15 protein-coding genes and 3 pseudogenes are annotated in these 21,945 nt (G+C 41.4%); 11 read left to right on the forward strand and 7 right to left on the reverse strand.

From position 1 onward, the window contains the following. Positions 1-775: 775 nt before the first annotated feature. The gene (locus ACGF7G_RS00745) at positions 776-1,198 is read right to left on the reverse strand and encodes a cupin domain-containing protein (RefSeq protein WP_021324965.1); all 423 of its coding nucleotides are present in this window, start codon (positions 1,196-1,198) and stop codon (positions 776-778) included. 768 nt (positions 1,199-1,966) lie between these two features. On the opposite strand from ACGF7G_RS00745, the gene ACGF7G_RS00750 reads away from it, so the two are divergent. From ACGF7G_RS00750 to ACGF7G_RS00770, 5 genes and pseudogenes are all read left to right on the forward strand, one after another. Continuing rightward, complete coding sequence (locus tag ACGF7G_RS00750) at positions 1,967-2,839, forward strand: phosphorothioated DNA-binding restriction endonuclease (protein ID WP_387462876.1); 873 nt, start codon at positions 1,967-1,969, stop codon at positions 2,837-2,839. 168 nt (positions 2,840-3,007) lie between these two features. Further along, a pseudogene (locus ACGF7G_RS00755) lies at positions 3,008-3,239 on the forward strand (type I restriction-modification system subunit M N-terminal domain-containing protein); the annotation flags it as partial. 632 nt (positions 3,240-3,871) lie between these two features. Beyond that, positions 3,872-7,249, forward strand: coding sequence for an AAA domain-containing protein (locus tag ACGF7G_RS00760; protein WP_387462877.1), 3,378 nt, complete (start codon positions 3,872-3,874; stop codon positions 7,247-7,249). A 27-nt stretch (positions 7,250-7,276) separates the two neighbouring features. Beyond that, on the forward strand, positions 7,277-8,041 hold the full coding sequence (locus ACGF7G_RS00765) for a hypothetical protein (protein WP_387462879.1): 765 nt from the start codon (positions 7,277-7,279) through the stop codon (positions 8,039-8,041). 156 nt (positions 8,042-8,197) lie between these two features. Continuing rightward, positions 8,198-8,656 (forward strand): hypothetical protein, encoded by a 459-nt coding sequence (locus ACGF7G_RS00770; RefSeq protein WP_387462881.1) that lies wholly within the window; start codon positions 8,198-8,200, stop codon positions 8,654-8,656. A gap of 516 nt (positions 8,657-9,172) precedes the next feature. Here ACGF7G_RS00770 and ACGF7G_RS00775 read toward each other — a convergent pair. From ACGF7G_RS00775 to ACGF7G_RS00800, 6 genes and pseudogenes are all read right to left on the reverse strand, one after another. Then, positions 9,173-10,123: a nucleotidyl transferase AbiEii/AbiGii toxin family protein gene (locus tag ACGF7G_RS00775; protein ID WP_387462883.1), complete on the reverse strand. Its 951-nt coding sequence runs from the start codon at positions 10,121-10,123 to the stop codon at positions 9,173-9,175. After that, positions 10,116-10,511, reverse strand: a complete 396-nt coding sequence (locus tag ACGF7G_RS00780; RefSeq protein WP_042527235.1) for a DUF6088 family protein — start codon at positions 10,509-10,511, stop codon at positions 10,116-10,118. The genes ACGF7G_RS00775 and ACGF7G_RS00780 overlap by 8 nt, the downstream gene beginning before the upstream one ends. Positions 10,512-10,585: 74 nt before the next feature. Further along, positions 10,586-11,419, reverse strand: a pseudogene (locus ACGF7G_RS00785) (DUF4942 domain-containing protein). A 113-nt stretch (positions 11,420-11,532) separates the two neighbouring features. Next, on the reverse strand, positions 11,533-11,859 hold the full coding sequence (locus tag ACGF7G_RS00790; RefSeq protein ID WP_387462956.1) for a TA system toxin CbtA family protein: 327 nt from the start codon (positions 11,857-11,859) through the stop codon (positions 11,533-11,535). Between the two features lie 30 nt (positions 11,860-11,889). After that, positions 11,890-12,198, reverse strand: coding sequence for a hypothetical protein (locus ACGF7G_RS00795; protein ID WP_387462885.1), 309 nt, complete (start codon positions 12,196-12,198; stop codon positions 11,890-11,892). A 77-nt stretch (positions 12,199-12,275) separates the two neighbouring features. Further along, complete coding sequence (locus ACGF7G_RS00800) at positions 12,276-13,259, reverse strand: toll/interleukin-1 receptor domain-containing protein (RefSeq protein WP_387462887.1); 984 nt, start codon at positions 13,257-13,259, stop codon at positions 12,276-12,278. A gap of 250 nt (positions 13,260-13,509) precedes the next feature. On the opposite strand from ACGF7G_RS00800, the gene ACGF7G_RS00805 reads away from it, so the two are divergent. The 6 genes and pseudogenes from ACGF7G_RS00805 to ACGF7G_RS00830 all read left to right on the forward strand — a co-directional run bounded on the left by ACGF7G_RS00805 (position 13,510) and on the right by ACGF7G_RS00830 (position 21,746). After that, positions 13,510-14,232, forward strand: a complete 723-nt coding sequence (locus tag ACGF7G_RS00805) for a hypothetical protein (RefSeq protein ID WP_387462889.1) — start codon at positions 13,510-13,512, stop codon at positions 14,230-14,232. A 9-nt stretch (positions 14,233-14,241) separates the two neighbouring features. After that, positions 14,242-15,354 (forward strand): helix-turn-helix domain-containing protein, encoded by a 1,113-nt coding sequence (locus ACGF7G_RS00810; RefSeq protein WP_387462890.1) that lies wholly within the window; start codon positions 14,242-14,244, stop codon positions 15,352-15,354. Positions 15,355-15,695: 341 nt separating this feature from the next. Beyond that, positions 15,696-15,858: pseudogene (locus tag ACGF7G_RS00815) on the forward strand (helix-turn-helix domain-containing protein). Then, complete coding sequence (locus ACGF7G_RS00820; RefSeq protein WP_387462892.1) at positions 15,855-18,971, forward strand: type I restriction endonuclease subunit R; 3,117 nt, start codon at positions 15,855-15,857, stop codon at positions 18,969-18,971. The pseudogene ACGF7G_RS00815 and the gene ACGF7G_RS00820 overlap by 4 nt, the downstream one beginning before the upstream one ends. After that, entirely contained in the window at positions 18,965-20,599 is a 1,635-nt protein-coding gene (locus ACGF7G_RS00825; RefSeq protein WP_387462894.1) for a class I SAM-dependent DNA methyltransferase, read from the forward strand. Before ACGF7G_RS00820 ends, ACGF7G_RS00825 begins: the two co-directional genes overlap by 7 nt. Beyond that, the gene (locus tag ACGF7G_RS00830; RefSeq protein ID WP_387462896.1) at positions 20,592-21,746 is read left to right on the forward strand and encodes a restriction endonuclease subunit S; all 1,155 of its coding nucleotides are present in this window, start codon (positions 20,592-20,594) and stop codon (positions 21,744-21,746) included. Before ACGF7G_RS00825 ends, ACGF7G_RS00830 begins: the two co-directional genes overlap by 8 nt. Positions 21,747-21,945 lie beyond the last annotated feature (199 nt).

Raw genomic sequence — 21,945 nt, forward strand, 5'->3', positions numbered from 1 at the left:
CAGAAGCCATCAGCCCTCTCCCAGAAAGCCAACATGGAATAGCAGAAGTATTAGAGGTATTAGGATTAAGTTAATTAGCTAAACTGTTTATAATAACATTAATATATTTCTTATATAGATTTATCCCGGCACTATATTTGACACTCTATCACTCCCAGTGCTTATATATATTTACATTATTAACTCCAATAATAAAAAATCACCTCGACAATATATTTATCGCCATGAATATATTATTTTATAAGAATACAGCCCCTGAAATCATAATCAAATAATAGCCACATTATATTAACAGGGAATATTTCCCCTAATATTATATTGACTTAATTATTACTTATTTAAATTAATTTTCATTCATGAGTTAATAACCAACACCCATTGAAATCATTATCCAAATTAAACATTAGACAGAGGCAATCTAAATAGTCACCTTACACCTTTATTATTATAACAAAACATTATCTCTAATATACTTTTCTATTTCATACTAGTAAATCTAATATTTCATAAGCTAGTACTGGCTCCCCTTCATGAGATGCCCCTATTATATTAATTGAAAAAATATCACATTATCCTTTTATCATTCCAGTTACTTTTCCTGAGTTATAATTATCTTCATAAATATAATATTAGATATTCTTCTCTGCCAGTTACCTCCAACTAATTAACTTCACTTTATTACCTAAAGCAATTTATAATCCACTTCTGGCAGAATATCATGGCATTCTCGCAACACACCAAGTACTAGCGCATGTTTCATTCAACTTACCCCAAGTTAAACCTTTAATTCTTCAGGGGTTCCATCTCTATATGGCACCAGAGTCGTCCTATCTTGTGAATCAACCGCGCAATGATTATTACCAACAACAACCATGACCAAATCGCTGGTTGCCTTAATCGCGTGATCTATTTCGCCATTCACAAAATAACAAACTCCAGGCTCTATTTCATGCTTTTCACCGGCATAAATAACATAACCCGTTCCTGCGAGTACAAATAAGATATGATGCCCTAAGTGAGTATGATTTTGCATCCCTTCATTTTTACTGAAACGAATTAAATCAGCACCAAAGCCATCAAACGAAACTAATCCCTCGCCCGTACCCATACTATTAACCATTTTATGATTTCTAGCCATTGTATCTACAACGAGATGTTCACCATTCCAGTGACAAAATCTATTTTTAATAAATTCCATATTACCTTCCTTTTATCTCTACAAATAAAATTTTATTTTAAAGTAACTATTACCTCTATTTATTAATTGAAATAATACCATCTACCTATCAAATAAAAAATATTTCCCAGCGATATTTTAATCACCACAAGCAATATCGATAAATAAATTAACTGGTTATTAACAATATATCAAATAGAAATATGTAATTCCATAGCATTATTTTACAAAGATTCACACTGTGATAAAGGTCACTATAAAATCCTTATTTTAAAGATCATCGCAGAAGATAATTTCCCTATAAAACAATCTCAATAAAAAGTTAGATTAATTACATTATTAAGTTAGGACAATAATAGCGCTAATTAAATCAACCTTAGTTATGCCTAAAAACAGAAATTCTTTTTTTTAGTTAAAAAATATATACCATTAATCCGGCTGCCACTTTCAGGAAAAAGCTTATTGAGCGACAGTGCCTCAAATACTCTATTTGAGAAATATTCGTTAACTGCCCGGATATCGTTTCAATTAGATACTACTTTCTTCGCCAAATTGGAAAAATCATTGTCTGCACGAAAGGTCGGTCAACCCATGAATATCGCACAAGCAACGCTCTTTGCACTAACTCCTATTTGACGGGAGAGACTATTCATATTAATGGCGGGGTGATTTGGTGTAAATACACAATTAAATCTCAGTTATTGATTCTGAATTGCTGGCAAGTACCTTGAAAACCATCATCTTTGCGAGCATGATCGCAATAACTTCAATCTATTAGCAAAACAACCTATGACAACCAGTAAAACACTGCAAGTTGCCATATCTAACCTTACCATCTGGCGTAAAGGCGATCAGCGTGCGCCGCATAAGCCATTGTTGTTACTGTATGTATTGTCTGAATACAAAAAAGATCATGACCGACTCTTTAATTACGGTAACGAGATTCATCAACCGCTGCTTGATCTTCTGACTTGCTTTGGACCAAAGCGACGAGCGCATTATCCCACTATGCCATTCTGGCGTTTACAGGGTGATGGATTCTGGGAATTACAAAACACAGAATATTGCACGTCACAAAAAGGTAGCAAGGAACCCCCCAAACGAGAACTGATTGAAAACAACGTCGCAGGTGGATTTGATCAGGAAAGTTATCAGCTACTACGCAGTAAACCACGTCTGATCGATAAACTCGCCTGTCAGATTTTGAGCGAACATTTTCCCGAAAGTATCCAAGAAATCATTGCTAATCGTCTGGATTTTGCACTGACAGACCTGCGCAAAGAACGCGATCCTAATTTTCGTCAGTCTGTACTTCGTGCTTATAACTATCAATGTGCAATCTGCGGCTATAACCTACGACACGATAGTACACCTGTTGGGCTAGAAGCAGCGCATATTAAATGGAAGCAATATGGCGGCCCATGCACCGTCAGCAACGGATTGGCTCTTTGTTCCCTGCATCATTCTGCATTCGATATGGGTGCAATTGGGCTGGACGATAATATGAAATTACTGGTTTCTGAAGGTGTAAATGGCAGTCATATGGTTGATCGACTGTTTTGGTATTTCGCTGGGCACGCTCTATTGTTACCCAAAAACCGGGAACATTATCCTTCAGAACGCTTTGTCAAATGGCATCAGGAACAGGTGTTTAGGAGATAGCTTGAGATATATTAGGATTTTCCCCTAATGTATCCGTCCATTTCTTCTGCCATTAAATTTCCTGTCATATGCAACACAATCATGCAACAAGACACGAAATGCATTCATTGTTCTTGCGACTGGCCTCGCATCATGGACAATAGAGAAAAAACTTCAGGTAGAAAAATAATGACTAACTTTTCTTCAATGGCCGCCTTTTTGTGGTCTGTCGCCGACCTTTTGCGCGGTGATTTCAAACAGTCCGAATACGGACGCGTTATTTTGCCGTTTACGGTGTTACGCCGCCGAAGCGGATTTGAGTCCAGCGTCCGTCAGTAACCACGATATGGGCTTAATCTTTGAAGATCTGATCCGCCGCTTTGCGGAAAGCTCGAATGAAACCGCCGGTGAACACTTTACCCGTTTCTACGAATTCGCTTCACAGATTGTCGACCTGCATGGCGTGGATCTGGAACGATTAAACGTCTTTGCCCGTCACCTGCTACCGTTACTACGTGAAGAGCGTCTGGATGATGATTTGGATATCAACCAGATACAGTTGACTCACTACCGATTATGGGAAAAACATACTCAGGATCTGAAATTGCAAGAAGGTGGCGAAGGGTTAAAAGGTATCACCAACGTCGGTAGTTCAGCCTCTCAACGTCCGAAAGACTTACTTTCGCATATTCTTGAGCAGATGAATGACTTATTTGGAGCAGAAACTACCGAGGGCGATAAGCTCACTTGGCTATATGGTGCCGCAACTAAAGTTTCTGAGAATGAATCGGTCATGGCGCAATTGACCAATAACAGCGTCGATCAGATTATGCATGGCGATTTCCCTAATGCAGTGGGAAATGCGGTTATTGAAAGTATGGGAGCCTTTGAAAAGCACTCACATGCTTATCTATCTGATCCGAATATTGCGCGTTTAACGAACCAATTTATTCTTGAAGTTTTGATGAGAGGATTGAGAAGGGAGTGAGTTTTTCTTGATCTGAATAAGCTCTTGCTTGAAATGGATATATAACGTTAAGGATATAAAAAATAATGAATAACGATAACCATCAGCAAATGATACGGATTTTACAAAGCTGGCATTTGATAGAATTTTTTCAGCCATATTCTTTACCCGATAAAGAAACGGATAATGGAGGAAGAGTCAATGTTACTTTTGATGAACTAAGATACTCTCGTGAAAGCATTCTCCCTTGGTTAAGCGCCCAAACTCGACGCCGTCTACGTATCAAAACCGATCAAGTCCGATATACACTTTACCTTGGTATCTTTGATAAATCGCTACTCAATAAAATTGCTGATGAATGTATTGCTTCAGAGACCAATGAAATAGAAAAATTAGAACTAGAACAACGGTTAGATCTTGAAGGAGAAACTTGCTTCGCAAAGTTGACGATAGACAAGTATGGTGTCCCTAACTTCGGTGAGATGTCATTGAGTACTCTACCTTGGGCACTCGGTCATTTACAGGCTGGAACTGCGGGCACCCTATCTCTACAGGCTTACGATCAACGCTGTACCCTTCTAACTGAACAACTAAAACGTATCGAAAATCTCCTTCCCTATCATTCTGAAAAGCCGGATGTAAAAACACTTTCTTCTGAAGGGATTGTCAAACTGCTAAAAGCTCTTTGCCAATGGGCTCAGTTCTATCCAGAAAATACGGAATGGGCATTTATTCTTGATTGGAAAGAACTTAAAGATAAAAAAGAATCACACAATAAACTGGAAGATAATCAGAATAGCATAAAAAAAATCGCCCATTCGCCTCTCAATGAAGAAACCGATGACGATGAAAGTGATGAAGCTGTGGCTGATGAACGTATTATGCCTATTCTAAACAGCTTCTATATAAACGATATAGAAAAAGCAATACGCTCATTCTCAACAGGAACAACGAGCCGTTCTCTTATTGATTACCTTACCGTCACAACCCAAAAACACGCTGATCTTTATAGCCAACCAGGGCTAAAACTTATCATCAACCACTTGGCTCCATGCCATACCCCATTAGGACGCTGGCCCTCAGAACCGACACATAATATGTCCTTAATGCAACAATTTGCCATAAACACGGCAGTGATGGAGCTCACCGCCAGCGGTTTATTATCCGTAAATGGCCCGCCAGGAACAGGTAAGACAACTCTGCTACGTGATATTATCGCTTATAACCTTGTTGAACGGGCCAGAGCCCTCGCTAGATTCTCTCAAGCTAAGGATGCACTGGATAAAGAAGGATATCTGTGTACTGATCTGACAAGTTTTGAAATGGTCGTTGCTTCTTCAAATAACGCTGCTGTCGAAAATATTTCCCGTGAGCTCCCACAGCTGAAAGCTCTTGGCCAACCTTACCAAATGGTGAATTATCTTAAATCCGTTGCCAATCAGTTGAATGCCGAAAGTCGTAAAGGAAAACTACAGCCAATAACATCCCTTGAGGAACGCTGCTGGGGTACTATTTCTGCCGTGCTCGGACGCAAAAAAAACAGGATAAAATTCAAACAACGCTTCTTCTTCGATAAATACTACGAAAAATATAGCCAAGAAGAAACTAATCGCCCGGCATCAAAAGATTTTTTGAACTTCTGGCGTTGGCGAGAACTTCAAACCAGAGAGAGTTTTTCTGACGCTAAAAAACGTTTTAATCAAATACTAAAAAATCTAGAACAGCTTATAGCAAGTTGTCAATCAGCCAATGAAATAGCCTTATTTCTTAAAAAGAATAGCCTTGAGACTTGGTTACAAACAGTTAAGCAAGCCAGAGACGAAGCGGCTTTTGATTACACCAATCTCCAACAGAGATTGGCACAACAAAGTCATCATCTGGAAGTATTAGAAAGCCAGATAGAAATTGAAGATTTACATGCAGCAGAGCAGGAGCGTAATAAGCCTAATATTCTTATCCGAATTTTTAATCGCTCCCGCTACGCTAGCTATCTAAATCACGTCAGTGACATCAATCTTCACCAGCGGACATTAAAGCAACAGCGTATAGATTTACTCAAAGAAATTGATATTTGTACTCAACAGCAACCGTTATTGTTACAAAGGCAGCAAGGGGCAGAACAGTTACTACAGAAAAAACAGGACGCATATACACTTAAACAGCAGAAACTTGCGCGTTTCTGTCATGAACATCCTGAGATGAAACTTCCGAGCACTGAAAAATACATTAATGATAGTGAGCTACAAAGAAATGCCTACTGGCAAGATCCAACAATAAACCATCTCCGCTCACAGCTTTTTATCGCTGCACTTGACTTACACCAAGCCTGGCTTTTAGAAGTACTAAAGCATGAAATATTCCGCAAAAAAGTTTTCAAATTGCCAGAGATGCTTGATGGAAAGATTGATCCTAACGATAAAAAAATATGGCAGCTGCTATTTATGATAGTGCCTGTAGTATCAACAACTTTTGCCTCCTTAGGTTCGATGTTTAGAAGCTTAGGAAGTGAAGAACTTGGTTGGTTATTGATTGACGAAGCCGGACAAGCTATACCTCAGGCTGCGGTGGGAGGTTTATGGCGAAGTAAAAGGGCTATCGTGGTTGGAGATCCTTTACAAATAGAACCTGTTTTCACCACCCCGCCAAAGTTGGTTGAATATATCAGTGGTACCATACTTAAAAAAGATGCGGAGGAATGGAACCCTAACAGATGGTCAATTCAAACTATTGCTGACAGAGCAAATCGTTACGGTTGTGAACTTCCAATCATGGATAAAACAGCTTGGATTGGAATTCCTTTATGGGTTCATCGCCGCTGTATTGAACCTATGTTTAGCCTGGCAAACAAAATCGCTTACGATAACCGCATGATTCACGGTGAATCGGCAAATAAAATCGAACCTCAACCTCATCCTATATTAGGCAATAACCGTTGGATTCACTCTGGCGGGAGCTGTACTCTAAAGCAGTACAAACCATCATTGGCTCAAGAAGTCTTAACGCTATTAACTACATTAATAGAAAAAGAAAAAAATCTTTCTCAGATTTATATTATTTCGCCATTCAAAGCAGTTAAACAGCAGTTAGGTACAGAACTATCGTCCCATAAAGATTATTTTCATCAATATCTTGAAGGGGAGAATAAAAAGAAACAATTCTCTAAATGGATTAGTCAAAATATAGGAACCGTACATACCTTTCAGGGGAAAGAGAACCATACCGTAATATTTGTCCTTGGATGTGATATTCAAAATGCGGGTGGCGCAGTGTGGGCTGCAAGTAAACCTAATTTACTGAATGTTGCTCTCACTCGTGCCCGTAAAAATATTTATATTATTGGTGACATTAACGTTTGGCAGGATAAAACCTACTTTAGTATGGTAGCATCAGAATTAAGCACAAAAAATAGTAGCCACAGCGATAATATGAACTACTATCAAGACCAATTTAAGATGACGCCCTAAAATATAGGAATATACGGAGAAGAAATCATGGATAAATTTTCTATTACCCGCTCCTCATACTATCACCGTGTAACGCGATTAGTAAATCCTGTTGGGTATTTCTACCTTGCTAAAGAAATAGATAATTACTGGGCAAAGATACAAAAACATTATCGAAGAAGTAAAATATCACTTAGCATTCCCAATATATCTCCTACGCTAAGAGCAATTGAACTCAGCAAGTTTAGTGAACTATATGAGAAGCAATACAAAAATGAAAGCTTAATAAAATATGGACTAAATCAAGTATCATCACGAATAATCAAAAAATCTAACTGGGACGTCTTTGAAGCCTATTTACTCAAGTGCAGATTTAGCTTCCCTAACACACTTCAAATTATTGCAAATATCTTAATAACCTATCATCATTACAATTATGATATGAACTACACAGCCATAAAAAGGTTTTATAATAACCTAATGGAAGCTCACTCAATTTCTGACCATCATCACGAAGTTTCTTGGCTTCTATGGATATGTAAAGAACTTAGATTAAATCTAAAAAAAGATGTAATACGGAATATAGAAGAAATATCAAGTTCAATCTGTGTACTAATCGTTCTCGACCTTTTCAGTTCAGAAATTATAAAAAACAATACACATGAAGATTATTTAAAACAATTTCACAATAAAGAATCTTTATACTCTGAAAGCTGGCTATTAGCATATGAAGCAGGAAAACGTCTTTGGCTCAAAAATGAAGATCATAAATTCATTACACATGATACTACTTATAATGAGTACTGTATTTGATGATAGCCTATTGATGGTACCCTTGCGATTGGCAGATACATCGGAATATATCCGAAAATCTGCCATGAGACTCTAAACCCTAGTCCCGACCAGATTATGGTTGGTATTAATAAAGGCACGGTAAATAAATATTTACTTAGATAAGGATGATGTATAATGAAAAGTCACCTAGTTAAATCCGACATACATAAAAGGTATTACTCAAGAGCAAGAGGCTACGTTCAGGATATTTTGTTAGCCTTGCTAGGCACTGGATTATATTGTGTATTAACTGGCAAAATTAATCTGAACGCACCGCCAAACTGGTTTATTAATGTTGTGGGTTTTACCCTATTTTTATGGTTTATTTTTTGGGATTTGAAGCATCATCGAACCAAGATATTTATACGTCCAAGCAGAAGCAATAATAAAGATGCCATAAGTAATCGAGTAGATGTTGTAATTAAGCTAATAATTGGAATAATATGCACATCCTTCTATGACTGGATGCTAGCTAAGCCAGAAGAAGCTCTTAAAGCAGTTATAGTTTTCTTAGGATTTTATTTCATTTTTTGCTTGTGTATATTTTTATTTGGTTATTATACAATTAGCTTATCTGATGGTAATGAGTCCTAATATTTTACACATATAAAACTTACTATACTGCTAATTTAATAAAGCGCCAAACTGGTGCTTTATATACCCACTTCATAAAAATCGCAATTAACCACAACCTACAATTTTATGCGTTTTAATAAAATGTATAACGTAAAGAATATTACGTTGCATTAACATCATCATATTTAATTTAACTCTATAAAACGTTATAATCTAATATCTTTTGGGGGCACATTCTTAATCGAATCAGAAGATGCCCCTAATTATCCCACAGATATGTGGATTGCCACAGACGATAATAGACCTTGATAGACTATTCCATTTGATTTATAAGGAGTTTTCTTAGGTAAATGGACTTTGGTGAGAAGGCCGGACTCGCACATAATGATTAATCCTTTGATTTAAAAGTAATTAAAAATAACTTTTAGATAATGTACCAACATCGATACCAACACATTAAATCATTGATTTTGGGACTCGAATCGGGGCAAGAATTACCTGGGAAGATGCTAACAATCGAGCATATCTCTGTCGCTATGCATCAACCACATCCAATGCCGTTTTGCGAAAACAGGCATAGGCCTCTTCCCAGGAAACGGGGCTTTCACCGAAGACCATTGGTGTAACAAACTGCAGATAGCGTTCCTTATAAACAGGGTTGCTCGCGAGTTCTTCCAGCCCCATTTTCAGTTCTTCAACAGGTGATTCACAGAACTCTGGGTACTGGGTGCCGTAACGTTCAATATCCTGCTCAATGCATTCCTGCACGAAGTGCTTTAAAACAGGAACGTCAGCACCTTTTTCTCTAACAATACAAAAATTGTCGTAAATATGACGTACCAGTGACTCATCCACTGCACGTTCCACATCACGCATACTTGCAGCCGTTCTGCGCATCATCGAAATCAGCTTTTCAGCCTGCGTGCTGGCGATAGTTGCGCAGGGAAAAGCCCTCACTACTTCACCCTTCTTTGTTAGATCCATTACCAATGAGCTAATAGGACGGTTTTCCGCAGCTTCAAGCAAATCCGTTTCCATCAGTTCCAGTTTGATAAATGGCCTTAAGCAGGGAATTTGTGCATATTCCTGCGGGTAACGCACCGGAATTTCATTATAGCGATATTCATCACGAGTAACCTTTGGATACTCTTCATCCATGCGAAACGTACCTGAGGCTGCAATCGTTTCGATAATGGCCTGAATAATCCCTTTACGAATGTTTTTACGCTGACCTCTGGAATATTGCTGGGAAAAACCGGCGACAGGGACAAGCTTAATGTCCACGTCCTCCGACATCCTGTTCAAAGATATACCCGCTTTTGACAATGCTGTTCCACCGGCGAAAACCAGTTGATGCGTATCAAAGGCCAGGGGTTGGAGCAATCGCAATAACTCAACGATGTAATAATCTTTTTCTACAATTGCAACAGATTCAATGCCCAGAGCATCGGCAACGTCTGGGAATAGCTTTGTTAAATTATCCATTTAATTTGCTGTTCCCTACTGACAATGTTCTCTTAAAACGTGGTGAGGTTTTGATTTCCAGTGACGCGGGGATCTGGGTAGATTTACCACTATTGTAGGCGCTTGTTGCTCCTACCAGGCGATAATCCACTTTCAGACGTTCCAGCGCTTCAATCACTACCGCAGCGGAACCTCCGGGAGCCGCAGGCATCAACTTACCGGTAATCGCATTTTGCCGCGCTTTGGTGTAGACGCCATAGCCTACTTTCAGCAGTTGCCCTTCCTTCACCAGTTCACGCAGTGCTCTGCCAATTTGATCGTAGCCAGCAAGATCTTTGAAATCGTCACGAGTGAAAACATAACGCTTTGAGCGTTTCAGCCGTGACTGAATACGAGCTTTTGTGGTCATGTTATCCTCCTTTGGTCGTTTCTTCATCATAGCAAACATACGACATTTTTAACAGCAAACATACGACACTTAACTTACCCTGCAGCCAGCATTCCCGGATAGTGTTTAGCAATGATGTCGTTCATCCTCGCAATCAACTCCAAGCGCTTGAAAGTTAAGTGCGCCGTGCCCTTCTGGAAGTAACGAATACTGAAGAACTCATCTTCGTAAACTTCCTTCGTCGGATTATCACGAATATGCTCCACCAACCGGATAGATATATCACCACGGTTGTCGGGAATCGGTTTACCATCCAGCAAAAACAGCATTCTCTCCAGGTCTGCCAGTTAATCCCGCCGCCAGCCCCAGTTAAGACTGAATCCCCAACGGTTATGACTCACCAGATTATTGATAATGATCTTCTTCCCGAAGCGACAGGGACTATTGGTTTTGTAATCCCATGACAGCCCTTTGAATACGTTGATGATGCCACGCTCAAATACATCCAGCTTGTTAAGATGTAGCTGCTCAAAGGTACTGAGGATATTGGCTTCGCTGATGACTGGAAGGTCTCCCTCCTCTAGGTTCTTATGCCACTGGTCGCGGGCCTGTGCATCCATCAAGGCCATCATGCCAGACTTCAACATCAAATCGCGCCAGATATTGCGGCCGATATTACGGGTGATGACAGGCATTGCTTTATCCACCTTTTCTGTCAGCCAGCTATCGTAACGGTGCCCGGATTTCATTGCCCAGTCTTGTGCTGTACCGCCGCCGATTTCCGAGGTTAGCCGTGAAATGGCATCAAGCTGCTGGATGAGTTGTTCAACCTGTACCAGTGCGGTATCGCGGCCAGTGACAATGTGTTCGATACTGGTCGAAAGGATGAGTTCATTGTGTTCCGTTAACACGTCGGGTTCTGTTTGCATCGTTAATCGTCCATAAAAGCAAACACGCCTGCCGGGAGTGGCAGGCGCATTATGAGATGAATAAAAAGGGAGGAAAGTGCAGAGGTAAAAATCAGGAATGAGGCTCGAAGAAATTACCTATTTATCATCCCGGTAACTCGTCTGGCTCTGAGAATATCGGTAGCGGTCAGGAATGGCTTCTGCTCCTGCCATGTGAATCCCTTCTGGTCAGTGCGTACCAGTTCATAGCGTTCAACCAGGAAATTCACTGCATCTGCAAGCGTTACTCCCGCTTCGATATGCTTCTCAATGGCTGAATCGTCATGGAATGGTGTGTCGTTAAGTGTGAGACCGTAATGATGTTCCAGCAGATACGTTAACAGTTGCTGCCAGACCTGAACGGGCGACAGGCGTGACGAAACCGGCACCGTGGCCGGTGAAGTAGAACTGAAATCAACTATGCTGAATTAGTCTGTTCTAAAATCTTCGGGTTAGCAGGTCTTACGATAATGTTTTTTGCATTCATCTATCGCCGAAAACATATCCCGCGCAGAACGCATGTGGTAAGTAATTGCCATTTGAAATCCATCCTTTTGGAATCCGAGATGCTCCAGACTGATGATCTCATCCGTTTTAGCCCAATACTTATCGCTGTTCGCCTCCAACATCTTCTCACGATAAACCACAATTTTTTCAGGATAGTCCGCGCGTTCTCCTTCTTTTGAGAATATTTCATAACGTACGTACCCATTTCTTTCGTCCCCAAGTAACAACACCTTGGCAAGATTAAGTTGTACCATTTCTAAATCCTTATCGTAATTTGATAGGAACGGCTTTGCACAAATCGGGCTACATACCAGATTATGGCGTAGTTAAATCATCGGGACATACGTTGCTTGATTATTCCGAAAAACATTCCCCAGAGATGTTCCGACATCCCTTCGTTCGTCAACAGCCCTTCCCGTGAGATGCCGCCACTATAGCTTCCCATCAGAGCACGAAAACCAAGAGTTTGACCGTTATCAACAAGGCTCAGGCTTTCGTTAAAGCTATTTCGAACAACGTTCTCTTGGCTATAACAGATATCCCCCATTCCATGGTGTTGATTGCCACGCCAGATACCACACTGACCAACTTTGCTACCGTTGATATAAACTGCGCAAGTGAAGGAATCTGCGTCACGCTGATGGAAATCAACATCTAACCCAGCATAGCGCTGTTTAAGCTCATTCAGTGAGTTTTCAAAATAACGTGCGACGTACTCGAATCCTTCACGGCTGGCGCGATCCTTATCAAGGTCGGTAAAGTTTTTTGGCAGAGAAAGGTTGCTGGAGCGTGGCGTAAATATAGGGTCAGTTGCCTGAATACTCGGATTAGCTTGGGCAGGAGGATGAGCATTTGTACCCTGCTGCGGTTTTTTCATCCCCATATTTGCAATAGCGCGAGATACAGCATTAACCACCTGAACGTAGCCTTCATCATGGCTTGCAAATTTGGTTATTGGCTTACCGTCAATCGTCGCCGCCATGATGTTTCCAAATGGCAACTGGTGCCAAGCGCACTCTCTGAGGATCACCGGAATGACCACTGCCTCTCCACGCTTGTGACGCTCCAGTGCGTTAGTCATCTCGACCTGATAGCAGTAATCGGAAGCGATAAAATCGCTACTGATCAGCAACAGGATGATATTTGCTTGTGAAAAATAGAGGTCAATCTGATGTTCAAACTCCTGACCTGGGACGATACGGCGATCGTGCCATGTGGTAATCCTCCCCATCCGCTTCAGAGGCGAAAGATGCTTCTCAAGCTCATTGCGTAGTGCTTCATCTACATGGGAATAAGAAAAAACTAGGCTGGTCATAACGGCGGATACTCCTGAGGTGTAGCAGTTGAATCATTCTATTCTGCTCCAGATATAGGTAAAGGTCACTTGTCTCACTATTATAGATTGGAACTTTAGGGCTATAGAGTTCTCAGTTATTCTTTACTTTTCATGCACCTAAATAGTGAAGTTAGCAATACATCCCCACTGGAATTGTATCCAGTAATTTTCTTGTTTTTAATTCTCAAATGAGGTATAAAAAACAGAAAATCCATAAGAGGCGCTACCGATGTACTCTCATAATCTCGCAAAAACTGTCGTGCTGGCCGACCCTGATGACGTTGAGTCCTATCTCCAGCCTATGAATCTCAGCCAAAGTGATCTTGGTCGTATTCTCGAACGAGGTTTATCAGGCCGGTACTCAACTACCCAAAACCATCCAGCAATTTCACGCGGACAGTATTTTTATGGTGAGGGGGTAAGCGGAGCCCGTGAAATTCTTGCGCCTAAAGGGTACAAACGGCTGTCTATCCGAAATGTTGAATTGACCGCTAGCGATGATAATGTTGCAATTTACCTATGCCGTGGCTGCAATCAAACTGGACTTATTCATGGATACCCCGAATCTCGCTTGAAGAAAGGTGACTTTACTTGCGACCTGATGGGATTGATTCACAATAATACCCCAGGACAAGGAGATCTGAAGTTCGACGATAACCAACTTAAGTTGGACCTTGATCTACCCGAAGGCGATGTAGTCCCTCTCCTGCCGAATAAAATCGGAATGGACTTATGGTTTTTACTCTACGATTTTTATGAAATCGATGACTTTCACCGTGTAAGTATCCGCGCAGAACTTTCACGACCTATTTCTTACAACGATAAGAATGTAGTTAATAGTTTTTCTACGCGTTTGATACTTGATATTCGCGGACCTGAGCCGATTATCCAAAGCAATGATGCACCGCAGTTTACGCCGGATATCGACCTCAACATTTTAAAAGTAGGCTAAGTATGTACTATGTTTAATTCAGAACGTTTACGTATAGCAAGAGAACGAAGAGGTCTGACACAAAGAGCTTTAGCCGAAGCAGCTGAGTTGACCAGCAGAACGATTTCGAACTATGAGAAGGCAGGTATCTTTGATGCTGTAGCCAGTGACAGTATAGAGAGAATCTCAGCGGTTCTTGGCTACCCTGTTGAGTTTTTCCTCGACAGAGATGTCCCCTCTCTTTCTCCTGAATCGGTTAGTTTTCGGGCAATGACTAAGCTAAGCGCGCAGAAAAGAGATTCCGCGCTTGGTGCAGGCAAACTGGCCCAAGAGTTATCAATCTGGATTGAAGAACAATTCAAACTACCGAAACCTAATATTCCTGATTGTAGCTTCGATGGTTATTCAGAACCTGATCGCGCAGCCCGAGCAGTGAGAGAGCACTGGGGTGTCGGTGAATTGTCGATTTCTAACTTAGTTCACCTTCTGGAAGCTAATGGCGTGCGTGTATTCTCGCTTGCTGAAAACTGCATTGAAGTCGATGCTTTTTCATTTTGGATTGACGAAAAACCATTTGTTCTTTTGAACACAATGAAAACACCAGAGCGTAGTCGCTTCGATGCTGCTCATGAATTAGGGCATTTAGTTCTTCACAAACATTCAAGCAATAACGGCAGGCAAGCTGAGTTAGATGCGGACCACTTTGCATCAGCTTTTTTGATGCCCGAACGCAGCGTTTTGGCGACAGTTCCAAGAATGCCATCGCTCGATCTACTTATCTCGATGAAAAAAAATTGGAAAGTGTCACTCGCAGCTTTGGTCCGTCGTACATTCGACGTGGGTTTATCTACCGAATGGCATTATCGACAGTTATCAATTGAGTTGGCTCGTCGGGGATATCGGACCAGCGAACCACAAGGCATGGACGATCGTGAGAAATCACTTGTGTTGGAAAAGGTGTTTTCAGCACTGCGTTCATGTGGGATCAAACGTAGTGAGATTCTTGAGCGGCTACGGTTCCCCGCAGATGAAGTAAGTGCTCTTACTTTCAATAATAGCTTCTTTATGTGCACCATCAATGGGGAAGGTTTATCTGAGCAAGCGTCTGGTAAACGTCCTCCACATTTGAGTTTGGTTAAATAATAACGAATAAGTTAGCATGACGACCATTTAGCTAAGCATTTATCAAAATCCTCTCAATGGTTGCGTATTCAACCGGCTTGAGAATGTATTGTCTTACCGACTCGAACATCGCGATTCCCTCCAAAATACTCGATAGAACTCACGTTGTTGTGCGACGTGAGTTCACCGAATGATCCTAACCCCGAGTAGGGTCACGAACGCTAACGGTCTATCATCTTGAGAACTACAAATAATTCACATAATGACGAAATTTTTAAGTTGAACTGAAAAAATGTTCGGTCAGCCTAAAAAGCCGTATAGTGTTCCGATAGTCATTAACACGTTTGCATAGCAGGACAACAATGATCCGTTGCCATCTAGCCCGACTAATGGGTGAGCATAAAATACGCATCGCTGATGTACAAAGAAACTGCTAAAAAGGTTGATTTGGAAGCGGTAGACAAGCTTTGTGCCCTCTTCCAATGTGACATAAGCAAATTGCTTGAGAGGATACTTGAGGAATGATAACTACCACCAAAATAGGGAAATTTACTGAAGATACTCGCGTAAAAATCCCAACGATTCTTCACCTCATTAGGTTGGGTTACACCTATCTGTCACTCAAAGGGCAGAATTGGGACAAAGGAACTAATATTTTTCCTGAGATCTTTAAAGACGCTATTGTCAGGATCAATCCCAGTACAAACCCAGATGATGTCGAGCGTTTTCTGAAAGAGATAACACTCTTACTTGATAACGAAGATTTAGGACGCGCATTTTTCGAAAAGCTCACAGACCGTTCTAATATCAAACTGATCGATTTTGAAAATTTCAATAACAATAGCTTCCATGTTGTTACCGAGCTGACTTGTGTCAATGGCGATGAAGAATTCCGTCCTGATATCACATTGCTGATTAATGGTATGCCATTGGTTTTCATCGAAGTTAAAAAGCCAAATAATCGGGAAGGCATTATTGATGAACGAAAACGAATCAATGAACGTTTTCAGAACCCGAAATTTAGGCGTTTTGCCAACATCACCCAGTTTATGGTCTTCTCCAACAACATGGAGTATGACGACGGCGACCCGGAACCGATTCAAGGAGCATTCTACGCCAGCAGTTCATACCATAATCCAGTATTCAACTATTTCCGTGAAGAGGAAACTTTTGACCTGACTGCAATGTTAAAACCGTTGTCTGAAGAAACTGAACGGGTTGTTTTGAAAGACAATAACCTTGAAGTGATTCGCAACAGCCCTGAGTTCCAGACCAACAAAGATCATAATCGACCGACTAATCGCATTTGTACTTCGCTCCTGAGCCGTGATCGCCTAGCATTTATTCTGCGCTATGCGCTGGTTTATGTCACAGAGTTTTCAGGCCTTGAGAAGCACATCATGCGCTACCCGCAGTTGTTTGCTACAAAAGCGATAGCACGCAAGTTAGATGCAGGACTCAAAAAAGGAATCATTTGGCATACACAAGGTAGCGGCAAAACTGCGCTGGCCTATTACAACGTGAGTTTTCTGACGAATTATTTTCAGCAAAAACAGGTGATCCCTAAGTTCTATTTTATTGTCGATCGCCTGGATTTATTGCAACAGGCGCAGCGTGAATTTACCTCCCGCGGATTAACGGTACATCTTATCGATTCTCGTGAGGCCTTTTCCCGCGATATTAAGGCAACGCAGGTTATTCACAACCATCTTGGAAAGCCTGAAATCACTGTCGTTAATATTCAGAAATTTAAAGATGACCCTGATGTCGTTACGACTAAAGATTACGATGTCAGTATTCAGCGCGTCTATTTTCTGGATGAAGTTCATCGTAGTTATAATCCGACGGGAAGCTTCCTTGCCAATCTGACCCAGTCAGATACCAATGCCATTAAAATCGGCCTGACCGGAACCCCCCTTCTTGGAACCGATTACAACTCGCGGTTACTGTTTGGTGAATACATTCACAAATATTATTACGATGCTTCCATTGCAGACGGCTATACACTGCGCCTTATCCGCGAAGAAATTGCCAGTAACTACAGAATGGTGTTACTGCAAGCACTGAAAGATGCAGAGGTACAAATGGGTAGCGGGCAACAGACTCAAGTCTATTCTCACCCAAGCTTTGTAAAACCGATGCTGGATTACATTACTACTGATTTCGAAAATAGCCGTCAAACCTACAATGACGACTCCATTGGTGGAATGGTTATCTGCGCCAGTTCTGAGCAGGCGAAACAGATGTTTGAACTTTTTAATGAAGAGTTTACTTCTACTGATAAGCAATCTGAGCAGGAAGAAAGTGTAGGCTATTCGCAAGCCGCCGAGCCTCAGGCAGTTTACAGCGTTCCCGGTCGTAAGAAGAGGTCCATTCAGAACGCAGCCTTAATTCTGCATGATGTTGGCACAAAGCAAGAGCGGAAAGATTGGGTAGACGATTTTAAAGCCGGGAAAATCGATTTGCTGTTTGTCTACAACATGTTGCTTACTGGCTTTGATGCAAAACGTCTGAAAAAACTTTATCTGGGCCGCGTGATCCGAAAACATGGTCTGTTGCAGGCGTTAACCCGCGTAAACCGAACCTACAAGAATTTTCATTATGGCTATGTGGTGGATTTTGCCGACATTAGTCAGGAATTTGATGCCACCAATAAAGCTTACTTCGAAGAGCTACAGGATGAGCTGGGTGACGAAATGGCGAATTACTCCCAATTGTTCAAATCGCAGGAGGAAATTCGCCAGGAAATCGAACATATCAAGGATGTACTGTTCCAGTTTGATACCGAAAATGCAGAAATTTTCTCCGACCAAATCAACGAAATCCAGGTTCGTGAAACCGCGCTGGTGCTGAAAAACGCTCTGGCTGATGCCAGAAGTCTGTATAACGTTATTCGTCTGCAGGGCGATTACGATTTCCTCACTGAGCTCGATTTTAACCGGCTCAATGTCCTCTACCGTGTCGCCAGTGCCCGCCTTGACCTGCTTAATCTGAGAGAAAACCTGGAACAGGGTGAGGATATCTCCGGATTGCTAAATCGTGCGTTGGAAGATGTCATTTTCGAGTTTGTGAAGGTTGGTGAAGAGGAGCTGATTCTGGCCGACAAGCTGAAACAGACGCTCCGGCGTACCCGTGAAGCATTAGCTAGCAACTTTGATCAGCAAGACCCTCACTTCATTACTCTCAAAGAAGAGCTGGAACGCCTTTTTAAGAAAAAGAAACTCAGTGACGTCACGCAGAACGAAATGGTTGCAAATATTGGCACACTCAATAGAATTCATGACCGCATCAAAGAGCTGAACCGCCAGAACAACCTGCTGCTACAGAAGTATCGGGGGGACAGGAAGTATGTCCGAACCCATAAGCGGCTCCAGGAGCGTGGCGCATTTGGTAAGCCAGAGCGTAAAATTTTTGAGGCTTTGTTTGGTGTGAAACAGGATGCGGATGAAAAAGTGTTGAACAACAGCCAGATCCTGAACAATGAAAGTTATTTTGAGAAACAGTTGGTGTCTTGCGTGCTCAACCACTTTGAAGATGTGCACCATATCAACCTGAGTGCTGACGCTGCCAGAGACATCAACCGTCTGATTGTTGCAGAATACCTGAACGAATTTAATACCGGAGCAAGAACGTGGTAGAGCTAGAATTTAGAGACAAAACTAAAACCCTGATCGATAACCTGAAAAGCATTTGCGCCAACTACGGTCTGGGTAACGATGGTAACGAATTCAAAATCATCACGCAGGCATTCTTGTACAAATTCCTGAACGACAAATTTGCCTTTGAGGCGAAAAAAGTTGATCCAAAGCTAGCTGATGAGAAGCGCTGGGAAGATGTGCTAAGCGCTATGAGTGAAGAGCAGCTAAACAAACTGCAACTCAAGATGAGTGCGGATACTGCAACCCTCAAGCCGCACCACTTCATCAGCTATCTGTTTAATAATCAAAACGCTGCAGATTTTGCTAAGACTTTTGACGATACCTTGCTGGATATCGCCGTGACGAACAATGATGTCTTTGCGGTGAAAACTGATGGTGGGGCGAAAGTGGTGCTGTTCGACCGCATTAGCCAATATATTGCGGATGAATCTAAACGTGATGACTTCTGCCGCGCCATTATCAATAAGCTTGGTCAGTTCAGTTTTGAGCGTATTTTTACACAGAAATTTGATTTCTACGCCACCATCTTTGAGTACCTGATTAAAGACTACAACAGCAACTCTGGAGGCAAATACGCCGAGTACTACACGCCGCATGCCGTAGCACGCATAATGGCAGAGATCTTGGTTCCAAAAGAGCAGCAAGGTAAAGTGCGGGACGTTAGTTGTTATGACCCATCAGCCGGTTCCGGTACGCTGTTGATGAATGTGGCTCACGCCATCGGCGAGGATCGTTGCAGTATTTTTGCCCAAGATATTTCGCAGAAATCTTCCAGCCTGCTGCGCTTAAACTTAATCCTTAATAATCTGGTGCACTCCATTCCGAATGTGGTTCAGGGCAACACGATTTTGCACCCATATCACAAAGACGGTCGGGAGATAAAACGCTTTGATTATATTGTCTCTAACCCTCCGTTTAAGATGGACTTCAGCGACTTTCGTGACGATCTGGACAGCAAAGAGAATCAGGAGCGCTTCTTTGCCGGTATCCCAAAAGTACCGAAAGCGGCAAAGGACAAAATGTCCATTTACCAATTGTTCCTGCAACACATCATTTACTCGCTAAAACCGGGTGGTAAAGCCGCAGTGGTTGTGCCAACAGGCTTTATTACTGCCCAGTCCGGTATTGATAAAGGTATTCGTGAGCATCTGGTGAACAATAAGATGCTGGCGGGTGTAGTTTCTATGCCATCGAATATCTTCGCAACTACTGGCACCAACGTTTCAATTCTATTTATCGACGATAGTAATAAAGAAGGTGTGGTACTTATTGATGCCTCGAACCTGGGGGAGAAGGTCAAAGATGGCAAAAACCAGAAAACGGTACTGAGTGAAAAAGAAGAGCAGCATATCTGCGAAGTATTTAATAAGAAGTGGAGTGAAGAAGATTTCTCCGTGGTGGTTTCTTATGATGATATCGCAGCCAAAAACTACTCACTTAGTGCCGGACAATATTTTGATGTCAAGATTGAATATACCGATATTACCCCGAAGCAATTTTCTGAGAAAATAAAAAATTTTAGCGATAATCTGGATAGTTTGTTTAGTCAGTCACGCGATCTGGAAGTGGATATTAAGAAGAAGTTGGCGGGATTGAAATATGAGTAAGGTTGAACCCAAGCGTTTGGGCGATTTAATTATGCTTAAGAGGGGATATGATTTACCTGAAAAAAACAGGGAGTTAGGACCATATCCTGTAATTAGTTCTGCAGGTATATCTGGCTGGCATAAAGAGTATAAGGTCGAGGGGCCGGGAGTTATAACCGGACGATACGGCACCTTGGGTGAAATATATTATTCTGAAGATAAATATTGGCCACACAATACAGCTTTGTATGTGCAAAACTTCAAAGGCAATGACCCTAAATATATTTATTACCTACTTAGTTGCTTAGGACGAATTCGCACGTCTGACAAAAGTGCCGTTCCGGGAGTCAACAGGAATGAGCTTCATGAAATGTCTGTGCCAGCTATAGATGACTTAACAACACAAATAAAAACACGTGAACTTCTAGAGGTTATTGATCTAAAAATCGCTCTTAATAATCGCATTAACACTGAACTAGAAGCGATGGCGAAAACACTATACGACTATTGGTTTGTACAGTTTGATTTCCCGGATGCAAATGGTAAACCGTATAAAACCTCCGGTGGGAAGATGGTTTATAATCCCTCTCTGAAGCGGAAGATTCCTGTCGATTGGGAGGTCATAACCCTTTCTCAAATAGCGAATATTACCATGGGACAATCACCCGCAGGAGAGTCTTACAATGAAGATGGGAATGGATCTTTATTTTTTCAAGGCTCAACTGATTTTGGTTGGCTTTTCCCTATTCCTCGTCAATATACGACGTCGCCAGCACGAATGGCAAAAAAAGGCGATATTCTGTTGAGTGTTCGCGCCCCGGTAGGTGATATGAATATTGCTAATGCCGACTGTTGTATTGGACGAGGACTAGCAGCATTAAATAGTAAAAGTGATTCAGATGGTTTTTTATTTTATGTAATGAAGTATTTTAAACAGGTGTTTGATCGCCGGAATTCTGAGGGAACCACCTTCGGTTCTATCACGAAGAACGATTTGCACTCACTTAAAGTTGTTTATCCTCAACAAGAAATATTGAAACGGTATGACAATATTGTTTCTGAATACAATAAGATGATTTTTTCCCGTAGCCTTGAAAACTGGGAGCTAATAAAACTCCGTGACTGGCTTCTCCCGATGCTAATGAATGGACAGGTAACAGTGAGATGAGTATGAATATAATGTTCCGGTTGTTGCTTACGATAATAGACGCTGTCCATTCGGTGTAACTACCATACGACTAAAGGTGATCGCTCAGGCAGTCACCTTTATTGTGCGGGCGACACATTGTATTAAGGACAAGGTCTTTTCAAGTTCTTAGCTTCAGGCAATCCACAGTGATTTAATTCTTTTTCTTCTATCTCGCTTA

Source organism: Photorhabdus sp. RM323S (assembly GCF_042879375.1).
Taxonomy (GTDB): domain Bacteria; phylum Pseudomonadota; class Gammaproteobacteria; order Enterobacterales; family Enterobacteriaceae; genus Photorhabdus; species Photorhabdus tasmaniensis.